This window comes from Asticcacaulis solisilvae (assembly GCF_017875235.1).
Taxonomy (GTDB): Bacteria; Pseudomonadota; Alphaproteobacteria; order Caulobacterales; family Caulobacteraceae; genus Asticcacaulis; species Asticcacaulis solisilvae_A.
In genome coordinates this window covers 26,177-43,339 of the sequence record NZ_JAGGMI010000008.1, presented here as the reverse complement: position 1 = coordinate 43,339, position 17,163 = coordinate 26,177, and the positions used below count along the sequence as shown (strand labels likewise).

The window sequence follows — 17,163 nt, the reverse complement described above, 5'->3', positions numbered from 1 at the left end:
CGTGGTCAGGGCGCGGACAGATAACATGCGAGGGCGTCGCGGTATCTGCGGCTGAGCCTCAAGCCGGTGCCATCCTGAAGGCGGATATGGGCATCGCCGTGCGCCGCCGGGATGATTTGGGAGATGCACCCCAGCCGGACAATGGTTGAGCGATGAATGCGCCCGAACTGGTCCGCCGGCAGGCGCGAAGACAGGGAGGCGAGCGCCTCATCCAGCAGCCATGAGCGCCCGCCGCAATGCACTTCCGAATATCCTCCGGCCGCCGATATCCAGGTGATATCGTTGTAGTGCAGGACGGTTCTTTTCCCGCGTGCGTTTACGACAATGCTGCCATCCTGGACGGGCCTAACCTGCCGCAGCAGATTGGCAATCCTGTCGCCCTGCGTTGTTTCCAACTTCAGTTGCCGACGGACACGCGCCAGCGCTTTTTTCATCCGGGCGTCGTCGAAGGGTTTCAGGATATAGTCAAGTGCCTGCGCTTCGAAGGCCTGGACGGCAAATGTGTCGAACGCGGTAACAAAGACCGTCAGAGGCATGTTCTCCGCGCCGAGGGCCTCGATAACGTCAAAGCCGCCTGATCGCGGCATTTGGATATCGAGGAAGACGAGATCCGGCGACGTGCGGCGGATGAGCCTGACCGCGGCTTCGCCGTCAGCGGCATTTCCCACAACCTGAAAGTCATCTTCCGCGGATAGGAGATCGCAGATGCGCCGGCGGGCAAGCGGCTCATCATCGATAACGGCCGTGCGGATCACTGGGGCACCACCAGGGTAACGGTAAACCCGCTGCCGGGCGCATGCGCGACTTCAAACCGGTGCCTGCTTCCGTAAAGATGGCGTAGCCTGTCCCGGGCGTTGCCAAGGCCTATGTGTTCCACGATATGTTCGGCACCGATGCCGTCATCCGATACCGTAAGATGCAGGCTGTTGTTCTCCATCGCCGCCTTGACGTGTATGGTTCCCTGGCCACGCTTGGGTGCGATCCCGTGCCGGACGGCATTCTCGATCAACGGCTGCAACAGGAGTGCTGGTAGCCGCGCGGACAGGCTATCGGGAGAAATGGCTTCAAGCACGCGGAGACGGCGACCCAGCCGCGCCTTTTCTATGGCGGCATAGGCCCGGCAGAATATCAGTTCGTCCCTGAGCGTCGTTGTCTGGCCCCGGTGTCTTTCGATCGAGATGCGCAGGAGGTCGCCGAGCCGCGCGACGAGACGCTTGGCGCGTACCGGCTGGGACTCTACAAGCGCGGATATCGCATTGAGCGTGTTGAAGAGGAAGTGAGGCTGCAACTGCGCCCGCAACGCCGAAATTTCGGCTTCGACTAGACGCGTTTGCAACTCCGCCGCCTGTAATTCCCGTTCCCTCAGGTCGCGATAGGCCTGCAGCGCCAGGAGAACGGCGACGACGATGCTGAAAACAAGCAGGTTCATGTAAAGCTTGTCGGCGAGCAGCCGCAACAGCAGGCCCGTGAAGGCGACTCCAGGCTCACGGGGCGCCAGAAGCCATTGCAGCGGTGTAAAGATGACGCAGTGGGCGGCGGCGACGGCAAGGCCCGTGAGAAGATATATTCCGAGCGCGGGCCAGGGCGCTGAAATTCGAAAACCGGTAAATCTGACGACTAGGTAAATGAGCGGCGTCAGCAGCGCCCATACTGCGGAAGACCGTATGGAATAGCTCCAGGTCTGCCACCAGGAGACGTCGCGTCCCGCGGCGAGGCTGCCAAAATACCATTGCGTTGCCGTGAATATGGCGACACCGGTCCATATGAGCAGGTTGTAGATGAGGCCCTGTTTCCAGTTCGCCAAACGGATATCGCTCATTTCATCTCGTTCTCTCGGCTGCAGCGCGTTGGTCCGATGCGTCACATGGCAGCCTACCCACTGTCTCCTCCAAAATGCGGACATTCCGTTAAGCGGGACCTTACTGCCCGCAAGCGGCTTTCGGTGTTCGAACGGCGGTCCCGCTCGCGGGGGCCGCGGCCCCGTTGATTGAATTTGCGCGAGACGTCAGCGCCGCCGTCCCTATGGTGCCGGGACAAGGACGGGCCGAAGGAGAGGGCCGTCTCCACTTTTCGGAGCATGTTCTGATGAAATCAATTGCTGCCTTGCTATTGGTGTTACTTTCATGCGCGACCGCCACGCCTGTTGTCTGCGCCAGGGAAACCGAAAAAGCCCTGGAAGCATCGAACCCATTTGTCGCCTTCTTTGGCGAATGGACGCTGAAGGATGACAAGTTCAGCCAGGTATGGGACGGGCACACCGTCGAAACGGTTACAATTCCCCGCCATCACACGGAATGCAAGACCGTGAATACATCGCAATCGGTAATGTGCGTCGTCGATGCCGGCGGACTAAAAGGGCATATTTTCTGGGCCTTCGACCAGACGTCCGGGCAGGTGCATCACCTGTCGCATTTCGGCGATCGCCGCCTTGGCGTGGGCACGGGTGGCATCAGCCCCGGTGGAGACCTTCGTCTGACGCTCCGGTTCACCGACGAGCCCGACGGGACTTATCGCGTTTACGAGTACACCTGGATAACCGCACATGAGTACAGCATGATATCCAGGCAGTTTGATTCAAAGGGCGAGGCGACGGGCAACTGGTATGGCGGCACCTTTGTCAGGCTGCGGAAGTGAGGGGCGGGATTGCCGGCGCGTAGGCGTAGCGCCTTGGACGCCGTTGACAAGGCGGTGGCGAGACGCATTAATCGGTGCATGACAGATCAGCCAATCAAAGGACCTGCGTCCTATTTTCCGTCCATCGAGAAAAAGTATGGCCGTCCGATCGCCGAATGGAAAGCCATCGTGCGGCAGGGCTATCCGGCCAAGCACATGGAACTGGTCGCGCTGTTGAAGACCGGGCACGGCATGGGCCACGGACACGCCAATGCCATCGTCGCGCACACCCTGGCAGAGGATAAGGCCTAGGCGCGGGCGCTGGACAGAGGTTGCGCTAATCGCGATGTGACCGAGCAATGCCCCTGCGTCCCGGCGGCTGCGGCGTCGACGAATGCATCGAACGCGTCTGCCAGGGCGATTTCCCGGTTGCGCATGCCGGCGAGGATGGCGCGGACATAGTAGCCGATGATGGCCATCGAATAATGGGTTCGGCCGCTGATCTGGCTCGAAACCACTTCGAACAGGTCCAGAGCGGCTTCTTCGAATGTCAGCTTGCCTCGTGAAAAGCTGCACAAGGTGGAGCCGACCGACCGCTCTATGAGTGCAGGATGGGTCTGCATGTGAATTCGCCAAATTGAAGAAAATTAGTGAATGCCGCCGCTGGCATAAAAAATCAATGTGTCGCGTATGGCTAACGGTCGCTACCTGGCGCGCAGGTCAGCAGAAATGGCGATGGGCGTCAATCTCAGGTTTCATTCCGGCGGATTAGGGTTTATCCGCGGCGGGAAAGGAGACAGGTCATGGACAGCGTGCTGGTATTGCTTGGGGCCGGGGCCATCGGCCAGGCCGTCGCGCGCCGGGTGGCGGGCGACCGTCATGTGGTGGTGGCGGATGTAAAGCCCGACACTGCCGGGGCGGCGGCGGAGGCTTTGCGCGCGGCAGGTTTGCGCGCGAGCACGGCGCGGGTCGATGTGGCGTCGCGCGACTCGGTGCTGGAGGTCGTCGATACGGCGAGCACGATCGGCAATATCACGGGATTGGTCCATGCGGCCGGGGTGTCGCCGTCGCAGGCTTCGGTCGAGCGGATCCTTGAGGTGGACCTGTATGGCACTGCGGTGGTGCTGGAGGAATTCGGCCACGTCATCGCGCCGGGCGGGTCGGCCGTGGTGATAGCTTCGCAGTCCGGGCACAGGCTGGAGGCCTTATCGGCCGAGCAGAACCGGGGTTTGGCGGTAACGCCCGCCGCGCAGTTGCTGGCGTTGCCGTTTCTGCGGCCCGAGGCGATCCGGGATGAACTGCACGCCTATCAGCTGTCCAAGCGGGGCAATAGTTTGCGAGTGATGGCCGAAGCCGCGCGGTGGGGCACGTTCGGCGCCCGGGTGAACGCCATCAGTCCGGGGATTATCCTGACGCCCCTGGGTGAAGATGAGTTGAACGGGCCGCGCGGGGAGGGCTATCGGCGGATGATCGCTCTGTCGCCGGCGCGGCGGGCGGGGACGCCGGAAGAGGTGGCCAATGTGGCGGCCCTGCTGATGGGGCCGGAGGGTGGCTTCATCACCGGCAGCGACGTGCTGATGGATGGCGGGGTGACGGCGTCGTATTTCTACGGCGCGCTGAAGGACGGCTGAGCGCCCGGCGCATTGGCGACGATGGTCAGTTCGAAACCGTCGCGGATCATCCAGCCGATGACGCGCTGGGTGGCAGGCTCAGGGGGCAGGGTGTGGTGAGGCATGGCGGGCTCCTTCGCGGGCATTGCACCATGCCGGGACGTCGAAGGGCGATGGGTTTTGCGGCGCGGGAGGATAAGCGCGCGGTTATTGATCGCCGCGCCTTGCCTTGCGGGCCTTCCACCAGCGGCGGAGAAGCCAGACCGCGCCCGCGCCCAACAGGACGAACGGAACGGCGTAGGCGATCAGGTGGATCAGCGAGGCCAGCGCCCAGACCATGTTGCGCACGATGCTGTTCATCGCGTCGCCAAGCGGCGCGAAGGTGCCCGAGGAGGCGGCGACGGCTTCGCTTTCGTAGGTGAGCGTCAGGTGGACGGTCGCCACGCGCTTTTTCATGACGTTAAGCGAGGAGCGGGCGGCGTCGATGTCGCCCTGGACCTGGGCCAGCTGGGTTTCGGCCTCGACCAGGTCGGCGATCTTGCCGGGGCGGCTGCGGACGATCTCGGCCAGGCGGTCGCGCAGGGCCTCCTTGTTCTTGAGGCGCGCTTCGGTGTCGACGATCTGGAGGCTCAGGTCCTCGCTTTCGACGCTGTGGCGCGAGATGCGGCCATTGGCCTTTTTGATGTCGGCGTCGAGGCGCGATTGCCAGGTTTTGAGCCAGGCCGGCGTGACGCGCATGACGAGGGTGCGGGAGAGGCTTGAGGCGTCCTTGTCGTTGCTGCCGCGCGCCGAGATCATCTGGCAGGTCGCGGGACCCGCGGCGTCGCAGGCCTTCTGGTGGGCGGCGACCATTGCTTCGAGGCGGGCGGCGGGGAGGACGAAGCTGTATTCGTAATTATAGGCCAGTTGCGGGACCGCGACGGCGATGGCGGTGTTTGAGGGAGCGCCAGTGTCGGCGGGCGAGGCTGCGGCCGGGGCGGCCTCCAGCATCATGCTTTCGGGCGCGGCGTCGGCATAGCCGGCACTGTTTCGGGCGGGTTGCTGATTGCAAGCGGCAAGTGAGAGCGTCACAAACAGCACCGCGCTTAAGCTTCTGCGACCGGACATAATAGCTCCCCTGTTTTGGCCGAGTATGCCTGGGGTTGCGCGGTTTGCAAGGCGGGATGGCGTTCACCTGTGCACATTGGCAATTGTGGCGGAATTGTGTATAGTTGTGCAACCTGGGGAGGTTTGGGCGATGATCACGCTGATCTTGGACCGTTTGCTTGTGGCTGCCGGCATTGTTGGCCTGATGGCGGCCGCCGTGTCCGGCCGGCTTGTTGACGCCTTTCCGCAGCTTGGCGCTGTCGATATCGCGCTCTACGGCTATGCCGCCTGCGTGGCCTGCCTGGGGCTGAGCCTGGTGCTGAACACGCTTTATCCCGTTATCCGGCGGCGGCTGATATCGGGCAGCGCCTGGGCCGCCATCGGCCTGAGCATCGCCTGCACGCTTGTCCTCTACTGGTACGGCGACCAGGGCGATGCGCTGTTTGGCGTCGATATGATCTATGTGCTGGTGACCTGCGCCATACTCAACAGCCTGGCGCTGGTTCTGCTGGTGCTGGAGCCGGTCAAGCTGAAGCCGCTGCGCCGTCAGCCGCGGGCGTGGCGCATGCCGCCGCAGGTTTGAGGTGGGAGCGACGGGATGGACCGCGCAAGCCGTCTGCATGATGCTGGCGGCCTATTTCTGGGAACGGTCCGGGCCGCATCCGACCGACAAGCGCAAGACGCAGCGCTGGCGGATCGGGCGGGCGGACAATCACCAAATGATGTTCGCCGGGCTTTACGACACGGCGACGACGGCGGATGGCGTGGTGACGAGCTGCACCATGCTGACGCACGCCGCAGGCGCGGATATGTCGGCGCTGCACGACCGCGAACCGGCGATCCTGCACCCGGACGAATGGGAGCCGTACCTGGCCGGACGGCTGGACCGCGATCTGACGGAGCCCGTGGGGGCAGGGACCTTGCGGCTCAGCAAGGAGGACGGGTTTGATGAGGCGGCGGCGGGAGCTGATTTAGAGGGAGATAACTCCGCGCCTTTGTCTCACGCACGGAAATCAATTTCGCCATCAATATCCTGTCACTGAGCACCTTTTCATCAAAACCGCTTTCCGAAATGGTACGCATTAAGTTTCAAATGGGGCATTGATTCGGGGGCCAGAATTGCGTCACCATCTATCAATTGGATTAACCTGCTCGTTTAGGATTATCGAATAGGATAATCGTGCGGAGCATTGCCCAGTTGTAAGGAACTGTTATCGCTCATCTTTTTTGCGACCGCTCGCCTAAAGCAACCGGTAAGGAAAAATATCGAATAGATATCTTGCTTTACGCAAAAATCACGGCATAATTTCCGTGGTTTGTGTTGTGGGACTGTTCGGATGGCATCGGAATTGAAGCGCCTTTTGTGCGCGAGTATAACAAAGGCACTATTAATTGACTTGGAAGATGGCCTGCGCGGCGAGGCGTTGAAGGCCTTCACAGTTGTGCGAGACCACACTGGCCTCGATTTAAAGCGTGCTCGGGAATCGGAAGGACAGTTGCGCTTCCGTATGATGGAGCATCGGTTCGAAGTGATCGCCGAGCTTCATGGCTGGTTACGGCTAGAGGGCGGTGTTATCCCCGGCACCGAGCTCAAGGTTTTTCAACCGTTTTTGCGGAAGGAAATCGACGGCCAAGGCATTATTCTTGGTCTGGCGGCGATACCGGAATCAACGTCTCTGCCTCCGGTGAATAAGTCTCGCAAAGCGGGCGTGACGCTAAATTACGATCTGGTTCCCCGGCTCGATTTTGACGGCACAGGCCCTAAAATTGGCGATATTTTCGTGCTTTTGGTGGTTGCGCGGGATCGTGGTCGGGCCGGACACATTGAAGAGGTCGCTATCGGCATTATCGATGCCGAATACGAGGCCTTCGTCTTCTACGAAACGCTTGACAAATTCTTGAGCGATGACGAGGAGACCCCCGGCCCTATGCCGACGGAGCCGCCTAAGCCGCCGTCAGCACAGGTGGCACTTAAGAAGAACGTGTCTCCCTTCATTCCGCCTGAGAAACGCAATGACGAGGGAGGCAAAACCGGCACCAAATAGCAAATTAGGACAATTATGCGCGTAGGAACACCAGGCTTTATACCGGATCGATTGGCAGAAGCACGGCAGGCTCGTCGCATAGGCAGCAAGTCGGAGCTTGCCAGAATTCTAGGTGTCGCGCCAAGTACCGTCACCCGTTGGGAGGACGGTACGAGTGCGCCCGATGCGGAAGCATTAGGTCTTCTGTCTGGTACCTTGAAGGTACGTCGTGATTTCTTTTTGCGTCCATCATTCTCACCATCGCGGCCCCTATTTCATCGCTCACTAGTTAGCACTCTGGTTAGCGATCTGGCTTATCAGCACTCACAAATGAATTGGCTGCATGAGATCAGCCATTTAGTGCAGCATTATGTTGACCTGCCAAATGTCGATTTACCTGACGTCCTTGGCGGAGCGCATTATAAGCAATTACGTGATGACGACTTAGAACGTATTGCTGTCGATTTGCGCCGGTATTGGCAAATTGGTGAGGGACCATGCCCTGACATGGTCGCGCTTCTTGAAAGAATCGGCATCGTGGTCGGAACCATTGAAATGGGGACCTCGAAACTGGATGGTCTTTGCAGTTGGTCTCTGTCGGAAGACCGACCTCATATTTTGTTGGCCACCGACAAGATGTGTTATCCGCGTCGGCAGATGGATGCGGCTCACGAAATGGCCCATGCCTTGCTTCACCGTGGAGTTTCGCGGGAAGAATTGCGGGACAACCTTAAATTCATTGAAACGCAAGCTTTCCGTTTAGCTAGTGCGTTTTTGATGCCGTCCACAACCTATCCGTATGAAGTTTCTCGGCCGTCGTTGGCGAGTTTGCTCGCATTGAAGGAGCGGTGGCGCGTTTCGATCAAGGCGCAGATTAGGCGTCTGTCGGATATGAAGATGATTCCGTCAGAGCATATGCTTCAGATGTACAAGCTTTACTCGGCGAAGGGGTGGACAAGCGAAGAGCCATTAGACAAGCAATGGTCGGTTTCTAAGCCTAGATTATTGCATGACTCACTTGAGTTGATTGTGGATTCGGGAACGCGCACTAAAGCTGATTTGCTTTCCGTGGAATTTACAATGTCTGCTGGCGATGTGGAGCGCTTGGCGTCCTTGCCCCCTGGTTGGTTTAGCTCCAAGGAAGGTGAGGTCGTGCAATTGAAGCCAAGAACGAAGATAAGTGGTAGCGGCGCTGACGGTGTCGTCATTCCATTCAAGCGGAATTCCTAATGCCGATTGTGAGCTCCGAACTGTGATGCGTTTCTACAGAATTAGAGGTGCCGAACTTTAAGTGCGCCGCCCCATTTTTTGTTTAGATATTCGCAGACAAGGCGCCTATGGCAATGATGTGGTTTGTCTTCTGAGCAAAGTAGGCAGCTACTATGCAACATTTCTGGTTTGAACTTATCTTCGATTTTTCTATTTTCCATGAGATTTAAAAAGGATCTCTCGTAAATATTCCAATCACCTTTGTCACGTTTGAAGGCCTTCAAAATATCATCGGTAGGTGCAAGGAGAGGTTGATGAATATACTGAGCACCACATACCTCTCTAAGGAAGTATGCTAGATCTTCGGATTTGGCAAATCCAGCGAGTTGTGAAGTATTGTGCAGACGAACATCTATTATTTTTTTTATACCCGATCGTTTGATTCGGTTAAAAAAACTTTCTGCGGTAGTTTTTGTAAATCCAATGGTGGATATATCTGCGCTGATCAATTTATCACTCCGTGCGGTCTGAGTTTTGTGTTTGATCTTTCTTCATGGAGAATGCGACCTTCATAGCTCTATCTCTGTAAGCCGCAGAGAGTCGTTTTTCTGCTGGCTCAAAAAAATCTTGGTGACTTTTGCCAGAGATTTCCATCAACCTTGCTTCAATTTCGGACTGATCAACTGTTCGACCGTTACCGAGAATATGACGTACCGAAACCTTCCGCTCGTGAAGCGCCCGTCCCACCAGCAGGCAGCGGTGGCAATCTAATGGATTGTGCTCCGAACACATCATCGCGATTCGGTACTTTTTCGCGCCTTCGATTACTCGATCAAGCCCCCATGCAAATTCTTCAGTCTTTGCCATTTTCTCATAGTCGGCCACACCTTCGCAAAAGAAGCGGTTGTCCTTTGGACGGCCCCCTAACTCGTCTCCGAGAAACACATATGCTATGTTATCTCGGCGCAGTTCAGTACGTAAAGAATGGCGATTAAAATGGGGAAAGTGCTTAGAGAATGGTGAGGACCGTACATCTGCAATAGCATTAACGGCTGCTTTCCGAAGCAACTCTAAAAAGTGTTCGTAGGAAAGCGTCGAGTGCCCTATCGTCAAAATTTCTGCATCTGCCCCTGACAAATATAACTCCTGCTTAGGCTAGTAGCGATACATAGACGTTCAATTTCATGGTGACTTACTAATGACCATGACGCTTAGCCATCGCTTCTCAACACATAAGGCTTCCCGTTTTCCGTCACAGAAAATACAAGCCATTAATTTGTGCATAGCAGGAGGTCGGCATCGCTGGGAAGGGGCGGCTTAAACCAAGGCGCACATGAATTTTTTTGCTTGCTTTAGCATCAGCTTGTAACGCTGCAATACCTCCAGCAAAGAAACGATCTAAAGCGGCATCGGCGGGTGCCGATAAGTCGTACCCGCTTCCATTCTGATATATCATAGCGCGTAATTGCCGTTTGCCAGGTTTGGGAGCGTTTTCATAAAAGGCAATAGTTTGTGAATCAATTTCTATGGCGCCTAGTGAGTTAGTTTGCGAACCTAATGTAACGTAGGCTTTTCCCGAACTAGCTACGTGTAATTGATTGCCGAAAGCCACGGGGATTGATGTGGACAAACCTGGCTCAACCGCCTGAGTGACCTGTAACAATGTCATGTGCCCAACCACAGCGCTATTATCGGGATTCACGGCAATGCGATCTTCTGTTGCATGAGGGAATGGGAAATTCGCCGGTGCGTCTTGCGCCTCAAAGCGAACGATATTGCCAACTGAAAAAAAACGACCTGGTCCTGCGTCTCGGTTTGTCCAGAATCGAGTTGACTCGATGGTTGCAACCGCCGTTGGCGGCTCTGGTCGGATCATGCCTCCATTTTGTAAATCCCATCCAGCAACGCAGTATAATGTGCCGTACCGTGTTACGTCGGTAACAACCAAATTGTAAGTTCGCATCCTTTCGCCCTCCCAAGGTTGTCCTCAGCATGCCCGAAAAAACTGGTTATGCAAGCATTGCGAGCATTGCCTGCGGGCCAGTCTTTTGGCTGCGCTCTGGCAGTAAAGTCTGTTCCCACAAAGTTCCAAATCACCAGATTGATTCCGGCAGCCTAAAAGCGCATGTTGGGGGCGTAGTGGGCAGGGGCCTGCGGCGCGGTTATCGGGGACGATAATCGTGCGGAGCTTTGAGCGCTCCTGCCAAAACACAATCAAGACATTCAATCATGACGCAGCGTGGTGCAAAGGCTTCCGCCGCCGAGGTGGCGCGGGCCCATGGCGAGCGCGCCTTCCAGGTGCTGGTCGCGATCGCCGAAGACCCGGAGGCCGCGCCAACCGCAAGGATCGCTGCCGCCAATGCCATACTCGACCGGGCCTATGGCAAGGCTGTGCCACCGGTCGATCACGCCGGCGATGTCGCCGTCAGAAAGAGCCTCGCGGATTTTTATGGCGAGGCATCCGGCCAGGATTAGGCCGGCCTTAGTCCGCTTCCAACCGAATTTCCCTGCATGTCACCGGCCCTTTGCGGCCGGGCGTGCCTTCATGTGTCAAGGAGACATTCTATGGCAGTCACCACAGTCGCCAGCCGTTCGGCCCTCAAGGGCCTGCCCACGACCTTGCCGTCGTCGGCCATTCTGACCGAAACCGGCCGCGAGGGCACTTTCGTGCTGCGCAGCGGCGCCGTGCCTTTTTCGGATGTCCAGGAAGGCATCATTCTGCCCAGCACGGTCACGTCCGGTTATTACTGGGAACGTGTGTTCAGCGGCGCGGCCAACCTGTTGTGGTTCGGCGCCGACCCGACCTACACGTCCGATAACTGGGGGAAGTTCCAGGACGCGCTGACGGTGTGCGCCACCATGGCCGATGTGCCGCTCTATATCCCTGAAGGGCGCTACAAGTTCACGACGGCGCCGCAAATCCTGATGAACGCTTTCCGCACGGAAGGCCTGCTGATTTACGGTGATGGCCAGCAACGCACCATCCTGGACCTGCGCACGGTGACGACGTCGCCGAACATGACGGTGCGTTGTACCTCGACGCCGGTGCCGGACAATTATTACCTGACGGTGCGCGACCTGGGCATTGTCGGCGATATCGACGGGGTCGTGCTGCAGCTGGGTGAAGACAACTTTGCTGATCCGGTCAACATGCCGCGCTTCCAGAACGTGACTGTGCAAAACTTCGCCAAGGTGACTGGCGCCATCGGCGTCAAGATGAACTATGTCGTCGGCGGTTGGTTCGACATGCAGGTCAACTGCGGCGAGACGGCTGAAAACGACGGTCTGGGTACGGCGCTGCAGCTGAGGCAGTGTCAGTTCAACCACTTCTTCGGGTCGTATGGCACGGCTCAGTTTTCGCTGAAGCTCCAGGACGGAGTGAATGCGTCGAACGTCTTCAACTGCCTGGACATGGAGAATGTCGAGACCTGCGTGAAGATCGTCAATGGTAATGTCAGCGCGAATACCTTTATTGGCGGCCAGTGGTCCTATACGGATACGGGTATTGATGCTGTGGCCGGTGTGTCGACCCTGGTCATTAACCCGACGCCTGCGCCGATTACCGGCGGGACAAGCTTCGTCGCTGCGGCCGGCTATACCGGCGTAACGATCGAAAGCCGCGGGGTTCTGCCGATGACGGCGCCGACCTTGCCTGCGTCCGGTGTGGCCACGACCAACGAGACGGGCCGGCGCGCCAACGTCGCCATCTGGGGCGGTACGGTCTCGGCTATCACGATCAACGGCTATCCCTATAGCGGCATCAATACCGGCTTCCTGACTCTGGAACCCGGCGAGACGATCGCCGTGACCTATGGCACCGCGCCGTCGTGGGTGTGGCGCGAGTAGGCATTGCCTGCGGGTTTCGGGGCGTATTGCCCCGGGGCCTGGCGGGACAAGGTGGCAATCAGACATGACTGAGCAAGGCCGGGAGCCTGTCAGGCCGACACTTAATCCGGCTTTGCGCGCATTCTGGGCTCAGCCTGCGCGCAACCGGGTGCTCTATGGCGGGCGGTCGTCGTCGAAGTCCTGGGACGCGGCGGGGTTCGCTGTGTACCTGGCGGCCAATTACTGCGTGCGGTTTCTGTGCGCGCGCCAGTTCCAGAACCGGATCGCAGAGTCGGTCCATACGCTTTTGAAGCTGCAGATCGCGCGCTTTGGGTTGAGTGATGAGTTTCATGTCACCCAGACCGCGATCCGGCATCGCCATACGGGTTCGGAGTTCCTGTTCTACGGGCTGTGGCGCCATATCGACGAGATCAAGTCGCTGGAAGCGATCGATATCTGCTGGATCGAGGAGGCGCACAACCTGACGGCCGAGCAGTGGGAGGTGCTGGAGCCGACGCTCAGGGGCGAGGGGTCGCAGTTCTGGATCATCTTCAACCCCAGGCTGGCGAGCGATTTCGTCTACCGGCGGTTTGTGACGCAGACGCCGCCAAGGACGGTGCGCCGGCGGATCAATTATGACGAGAACCCGTTTTTGTCGCGGACCATCCGGCGCGTGATCGATGCCAAGCGCGTGGAGAATGCCGAGGATTACGCCCACATTTATTTAGGCGAGCCGCGCGAGGACGATGACAGCGTCATTATCCGCCGGGCGTGGGTGCGGGCTGCGATCGATGCGCATAGGCGGTTGGGGTTGGAGGCTGTCGGTGCGCGGCGGGTTGGCTTCGATGTGGCCGACAGCGGTGGCGATCTGAACGCGGCCGTGGTGGCGCACGGGTTTCTGTGCGTCGGGGTCGAGGAGTGGAAGGCCGCCGAGGACGAGCTTTTGAAGTCGGCCGGGCGGGTCCATGGTTTAGCCCGCGATTTTGGGGCGCGAGAGCATGGCGCCGAGATCATCTATGACAGTATCGGCGTGGGCGCCTTTGCCGGGTCGCACTTTCAGGCTTTGAATGCGGAGCTTGGGGCGGCTGTGGCGTGGTGCGGACTTGTTGCCTATAATCTGAAACCCTCGTCTCTTAAGAACTGGCGCGCTGCACTAGCGACATCACCCGCTGGGGGCACTAGGGCGAAGATCGCTTTTACAGGTGATAGCACGACCATGGACGCTGGCGCCGGCTCTGCCGGGCCGACTTGGCAAACCGGCGCCTTCAATAGGAGCGTGTCGGCATTTTTGGCCGACCTTTTCGATCGTGCCGGGATTCAAACGGCGCACGACGGACAGGTTTACACAAATGGCGTACCGATGACGGGTCTGGCCGGAGTAACGGACTACAACCCGAAAATTACCTTCGAAAACACGGGCTGGGCACTTCAGGGCCGTATGTTTCAAAACTCATCAATAACTGACAAGATTGCGTACACACCAGCCAAAGCCTCCGACTCGATCCTTGTCGGGTATCACGCTCGTTCGTCGGGCGGCGGGGCTTTTGTCATCTACGATAACGGCACTATTTCGGGAGCGTCGGTCGATACAACGAGCGGCACGGAAGCGATTCTCACTGCAACCCGGTCTCGCACAGCCAGTATCAATCCGTGGCAGGTGGCACGTGTTTCAGGCGCATCTGTCGGCATCCCCTTTATGGAAGCGTATCATAGCACAAATACAAAGATCAGTATTCTGAATGGTGCGGTCTACGGCTCGGCCAGCGGGACCTGGATGGAAAACAGTACGCCGTTGTTGCGACAGAATATGTGGGATGCCTGGCAGCCCAATCTCATTTTCCTAAACATTGGAATAAATGATAAAAATACAAATGTTCCCGTCGAAACATTTAAAGCAAACGTACGGGCAATTGTCGCAAAATATAAGTCATTGAATAGCGACGTGGTTCTCGTCCGGCACCATCCTTTTAACTCAAACTATCCAAGCGTCGACGGAGTGTATGCGCAAGCGTACTACGATCTGGCTAGTGATCTTGATTTGCCATTGATCGACCTGTCGGCGCGATTCTCAAGTCTGGCATCCGCGCAAGCAACCGACTATTACAATGACTTTATACATTTAAAGGGTAAGGGATACTACGATATAGCGATGAGCTACTGGCAATTAGCAAGTCCACAGTAGTCACAGTTGATTCATAGCGGTTCTATTTTTACTGCGAGGTGGATAGCTACAAGTGCTCTGAGTCTATCTATCCACCTCACGCGCCTAAGGATATTGTCGCGTTGATCGATGACTTAAGCAGGCACCAAAAGAGTAAGTACAATCATCGAAAAGGCACAGAAGCGTCTCGGTGCACCTAAGACGGTGTAGAGTCGGGAGCAAAGGTGGGCTCCGGCTTCTTTTTCACCACCAGTTTGTTCAGTATCTTGGTCGCTGGCTTTTCGGCAATCATATAAAAGGCTGCGGCTCCACACAACGCGGCAATCATTGCCGCGGTCATAAATACCCAAGGGTTGTCAATTCCCGCCTTCTTAAACAACAGCCCAGTTACATTAATGGCGAATGGGTGTGAAAGATATAGGGCGAAAGATATATTCCCACCGAACACAAGCGCATGAATGACAGGGTGAGCGGTTCCTGGTTTTTCTATCATGACAAGGCCTGCGCAAATCATGAGGGCAGGAATACCCAGCCATAGAGCGCGGGTATCGAGAGCAAATGTATCAAGTTTGTAGTGCTTGGCGACAATAATCAATAACAGTCCCGCAATCGAGAGGCCAAGCCCTGTAGATACGCCAAGGCGCCATCCGCGTTGGTAGAGCCATGCGAGCCCGATACCAAATACAAACTCGAGCACAATCGAATTAAACCAGAATTTAATTACAGGTGCCTGGATGACGCCGGTCATACCAACCACCCCAAATACCACTAGACTGGATATGACAAAAATCATGCCTTTGCGGAAGTCGAATAGAAGGGAAATGGCAAATAGGACGTAGAAAAACATCTCGTAATTCAACGTCCAGCCAAGAGAAAGTACTGGATAGTAGGCGTTGTAAGCATTCTCGTAGGGTATGAACAAATAAGATTGCACGATGTCCGATACGGACATGCTGCCCTTGTCTACACTTCCCGCGAATACGCTCGCCGCAATAATCATGAGTGTTGTGAAGAACCAGTAGGTCGGGACGACACGAATAACCCTTCGGAGCATGAAGTCGGCGGATGCTGCCGGCTTGCCGAACTGCTGGCTACCAATCGTGTACATTATGAAGCCACTAATGACGAAGAAAATATCGACGCCACCGGGCCAGAAGAAAAAGTCGACCGCCTGGTAGTGGCTGTTGTCAATAAATGTCTTTGTTCTGGATTCGTGTTGCACATGCTCAAAAAGGACGCAGGCTGCGGCAAAAAACCTGAGTACCTGAAGGTTCTTAATGACTGACGCTGAAGGTTGCTTTGGTACCCGGTGCCATAATCCGCTGAATGCTACTTGCTGCATTCCGGTTCCCCCTATCCAATTAGAGAGCCACAATCTGCCCTTCTTTTTGCTGCAGCGCAACAGTTGCGCAAAGCGAAGTTGGCGTCAATGACCTTTCACACTCATACAGAGGCCCAAATGCCCGGATACGGATCAGATCAAGGTTTCAATGACTGGCTGGTGGCCAATGGCCATGTGATGCCCGAAGGCGCGCAGGAGGTGGGCGTGTTGCGGCTGCGGGCGGCGACATATCTGGACGCCGCCTATGGCAGCCGGTTTGTCGGGGCGCCTCTGGCGGGCGCCAGCCAGGAACGCGCCTGGCCCAGGACCGTCCATGGCGGCGTCGTGCCCGCCGCCGTCGTAGAGGCCTGTTATCAGGCCGCGTGGTTCGAAGCCAATAATCCCGGCGGACTGGTGAAGGCGGGAGCGGCGGCGGCCAGCGTCAAGCGCGAAAAAGTAGACGCCATCGAGGTCGAGTATGTCGTGCCGCAAGGGCCTTTTGCAACCGCGTTGACGCCGCTCATCTCCATCGTTGATGGCTTATTGGCGCCATATCTGGTCAAGTGCACAGCCGGCATGTGGGTTGTCTGAGATGGACGCGCTTTACACGCGGGCCAGGGCGACGGCGGGCCGGTTGCTCAAGACCTATGCCCAGGGGCAGTACAGACTGACGCGCAGCTCGGCGGGAGCGGTTGATCCGGATGTCCCGTGGGAGGTGGTGCCGGGAGCTGTTCAGAGTTGGGAGCTGAGCGCGGTCGCGAAATCGGTCAGCCGCCAGTTCGTCGACGGCAAGGCCATCGTCGCCAGTGACCGCGAGGTGCTGGCGGCCGCTTTCGGGGATCGGCCCCAGCCGGGCGATATGCTGCTGAAGGACGGCGTGCCGCTGACGGTGATCAGGGTCATGCCCGTCACCGATGCCGGGGTTGCCTGGCGTTTTATCGTAAGGGGGTGAGCCATGGCGCGCGATTTTGCCGCCGAGGTCGACGCCTGGCGCCGGTCGGCCGAAAAGATGGCGGACGCCGTCCTGCGCGAAGCTGTGCGCATCGCCGCCGAGGAGGCCGGGGCGCACCTTGGAGATGGCGAGGACGCTGAAGCTGTCAGGGGATCACTGGCGCACCAAGAGGACGCCGGAGGCGCGTCGCTGAGCTTCGGTTCGGAAAAGGCGAAGGCGCTCAACTATGGTTTTACCGTCATGGACAGTGACGGCCGCAAGCACAGCCAGCCAGGACGAAACTTCGTCGGGCTGGTCGCCAGGCGATGGCCGCGCATCGTGGAACAGGCCGTCCGCAATATCCAGAAATAACAGGAGGCTTC

22 protein-coding genes are annotated in these 17,163 nt (G+C 57.6%); 13 read left to right on the top strand and 9 right to left on the bottom strand.

Features of this window, described 5'->3' with window-relative positions:
• Nucleotides 1–5: 5 nt before the first annotated feature.
• Together J2X24_RS22870 and J2X24_RS14235 are read right to left on the bottom strand one after the other, a co-directional pair.
• Nucleotides 6–755 (bottom strand): LytR/AlgR family response regulator transcription factor, encoded by a 750-nt coding sequence (locus J2X24_RS22870; protein ID WP_209722947.1) that lies wholly within the window; start codon nucleotides 753–755, stop codon nucleotides 6–8.
• Entirely contained in the window at nucleotides 752–1,819 is a 1,068-nt protein-coding gene (locus tag J2X24_RS14235; protein ID WP_209722944.1) for a sensor histidine kinase, read from the bottom strand. The genes J2X24_RS22870 and J2X24_RS14235 overlap by 4 nt, the downstream gene beginning before the upstream one ends.
• Before the next feature lie 266 nt (nucleotides 1,820–2,085).
• Between J2X24_RS14235 and J2X24_RS14230 the strand changes: the two genes are divergently transcribed.
• Together J2X24_RS14230 and J2X24_RS14225 are read left to right on the top strand one after the other, a co-directional pair.
• Nucleotides 2,086–2,634 (top strand): hypothetical protein, encoded by a 549-nt coding sequence (locus J2X24_RS14230; protein WP_209722941.1) that lies wholly within the window; start codon nucleotides 2,086–2,088, stop codon nucleotides 2,632–2,634.
• A 78-nt stretch (nucleotides 2,635–2,712) separates the two neighbouring features.
• The gene (locus J2X24_RS14225; RefSeq protein WP_209722938.1) at nucleotides 2,713–2,925 is read left to right on the top strand and encodes a DUF4287 domain-containing protein; all 213 of its coding nucleotides are present in this window, start codon (nucleotides 2,713–2,715) and stop codon (nucleotides 2,923–2,925) included.
• Here the strand turns inward: J2X24_RS14225 and J2X24_RS14220 are convergent.
• Entirely contained in the window at nucleotides 2,922–3,236 is a 315-nt protein-coding gene (locus J2X24_RS14220; protein ID WP_209722935.1) for a hypothetical protein, read from the bottom strand. The genes J2X24_RS14225 and J2X24_RS14220 overlap by 4 nt on opposite strands.
• A gap of 180 nt (nucleotides 3,237–3,416) precedes the next feature.
• Here J2X24_RS14220 and J2X24_RS14215 point away from each other — a divergent pair, with 180 nt between their 5' ends.
• Nucleotides 3,417–4,244, top strand: a complete 828-nt coding sequence (locus tag J2X24_RS14215; protein WP_209722932.1) for an SDR family oxidoreductase — start codon at nucleotides 3,417–3,419, stop codon at nucleotides 4,242–4,244.
• Here J2X24_RS14215 and J2X24_RS22770 read toward each other — a convergent pair.
• Nucleotides 4,220–4,348: a hypothetical protein gene (locus J2X24_RS22770; RefSeq protein ID WP_281064958.1), complete on the bottom strand. Its 129-nt coding sequence runs from the start codon at nucleotides 4,346–4,348 to the stop codon at nucleotides 4,220–4,222. The genes J2X24_RS14215 and J2X24_RS22770 overlap by 25 nt on opposite strands.
• A gap of 82 nt (nucleotides 4,349–4,430) precedes the next feature.
• Complete coding sequence (locus J2X24_RS14210) at nucleotides 4,431–5,330, bottom strand: DUF4349 domain-containing protein (RefSeq protein ID WP_209722929.1); 900 nt, start codon at nucleotides 5,328–5,330, stop codon at nucleotides 4,431–4,433.
• Between the two features lie 130 nt (nucleotides 5,331–5,460).
• Here J2X24_RS14210 and J2X24_RS14205 point away from each other — a divergent pair, with 130 nt between their 5' ends.
• The 4 genes from J2X24_RS14205 to J2X24_RS14190 all read left to right on the top strand — a co-directional run bounded on the left by J2X24_RS14205 (nucleotide 5,461) and on the right by J2X24_RS14190 (nucleotide 8,563).
• Complete coding sequence (locus tag J2X24_RS14205) at nucleotides 5,461–5,892, top strand: hypothetical protein (RefSeq protein ID WP_209722926.1); 432 nt, start codon at nucleotides 5,461–5,463, stop codon at nucleotides 5,890–5,892.
• Nucleotides 5,893–5,929: 37 nt separating this feature from the next.
• Entirely contained in the window at nucleotides 5,930–6,352 is a 423-nt protein-coding gene (locus J2X24_RS14200; RefSeq protein WP_209722923.1) for an SOS response-associated peptidase family protein, read from the top strand.
• Nucleotides 6,353–6,646: 294 nt separating this feature from the next.
• Entirely contained in the window at nucleotides 6,647–7,354 is a 708-nt protein-coding gene (locus J2X24_RS14195; protein WP_209722910.1) for a hypothetical protein, read from the top strand.
• Nucleotides 7,355–7,369: 15 nt separating this feature from the next.
• On the top strand, nucleotides 7,370–8,563 hold the full coding sequence (locus tag J2X24_RS14190) for a helix-turn-helix domain-containing protein (RefSeq protein ID WP_209722906.1): 1,194 nt from the start codon (nucleotides 7,370–7,372) through the stop codon (nucleotides 8,561–8,563).
• A 41-nt stretch (nucleotides 8,564–8,604) separates the two neighbouring features.
• Here J2X24_RS14190 and J2X24_RS14185 read toward each other — a convergent pair whose 3' ends face one another.
• From J2X24_RS14185 to J2X24_RS14175, 3 genes are all read right to left on the bottom strand, one after another.
• Nucleotides 8,605–9,051 (bottom strand): DUF488 domain-containing protein, encoded by a 447-nt coding sequence (locus tag J2X24_RS14185; protein WP_245344705.1) that lies wholly within the window; start codon nucleotides 9,049–9,051, stop codon nucleotides 8,605–8,607.
• Nucleotides 9,052–9,055: 4 nt separating this feature from the next.
• A complete protein-coding gene (locus tag J2X24_RS14180) occupies nucleotides 9,056–9,679 on the bottom strand; it encodes a DUF488 domain-containing protein (RefSeq protein WP_209722903.1) in 624 nt (207 codons plus the stop codon).
• Nucleotides 9,680–9,794: 115 nt separating this feature from the next.
• Nucleotides 9,795–10,505 (bottom strand): dual OB domain-containing protein, encoded by a 711-nt coding sequence (locus tag J2X24_RS14175; RefSeq protein ID WP_404977831.1) that lies wholly within the window; start codon nucleotides 10,503–10,505, stop codon nucleotides 9,795–9,797.
• A 266-nt stretch (nucleotides 10,506–10,771) separates the two neighbouring features.
• On the opposite strand from J2X24_RS14175, the gene J2X24_RS14170 reads away from it, so the two are divergent.
• The 3 genes from J2X24_RS14170 to J2X24_RS14160 all read left to right on the top strand — a co-directional run bounded on the left by J2X24_RS14170 (nucleotide 10,772) and on the right by J2X24_RS14160 (nucleotide 14,549).
• Entirely contained in the window at nucleotides 10,772–11,017 is a 246-nt protein-coding gene (locus J2X24_RS14170; protein WP_209722897.1) for a hypothetical protein, read from the top strand.
• Nucleotides 11,018–11,107: 90 nt separating this feature from the next.
• Nucleotides 11,108–12,388 carry a hypothetical protein gene (locus J2X24_RS14165; protein WP_209722894.1) on the top strand — a complete coding sequence of 427 codons (1,281 nt, stop codon included), beginning with the start codon at nucleotides 11,108–11,110 and terminating at the stop codon, nucleotides 12,386–12,388.
• A 64-nt stretch (nucleotides 12,389–12,452) separates the two neighbouring features.
• On the top strand, nucleotides 12,453–14,549 hold the full coding sequence (locus J2X24_RS14160) for a PBSX family phage terminase large subunit (RefSeq protein WP_209722891.1): 2,097 nt from the start codon (nucleotides 12,453–12,455) through the stop codon (nucleotides 14,547–14,549).
• Nucleotides 14,550–14,724: 175 nt separating this feature from the next.
• Here the strand turns inward: J2X24_RS14160 and J2X24_RS14155 are convergent, their stop codons facing one another.
• Entirely contained in the window at nucleotides 14,725–15,870 is a 1,146-nt protein-coding gene (locus tag J2X24_RS14155) for an acyltransferase family protein (RefSeq protein ID WP_209722889.1), read from the bottom strand.
• Nucleotides 15,871–15,987: 117 nt separating this feature from the next.
• On the opposite strand from J2X24_RS14155, the gene J2X24_RS14150 reads away from it, so the two are divergent.
• The 3 genes from J2X24_RS14150 to J2X24_RS14140 are packed head-to-tail and all read left to right on the top strand — an operon-like array spanning nucleotide 15,988 to nucleotide 17,152.
• On the top strand, nucleotides 15,988–16,440 hold the full coding sequence (locus tag J2X24_RS14150; protein WP_209722886.1) for a DnaT-like ssDNA-binding protein: 453 nt from the start codon (nucleotides 15,988–15,990) through the stop codon (nucleotides 16,438–16,440).
• Nucleotide 16,441: 1 nt separating this feature from the next.
• Nucleotides 16,442–16,801 carry a hypothetical protein gene (locus J2X24_RS14145; RefSeq protein WP_209722884.1) on the top strand — a complete coding sequence of 120 codons (360 nt, stop codon included), beginning with the start codon at nucleotides 16,442–16,444 and terminating at the stop codon, nucleotides 16,799–16,801.
• Nucleotides 16,802–16,804: 3 nt separating this feature from the next.
• Nucleotides 16,805–17,152, top strand: a complete 348-nt coding sequence (locus J2X24_RS14140; protein ID WP_209722881.1) for a hypothetical protein — start codon at nucleotides 16,805–16,807, stop codon at nucleotides 17,150–17,152.
• The last annotated feature ends 11 nt before the right edge of the window (nucleotides 17,153–17,163 follow it).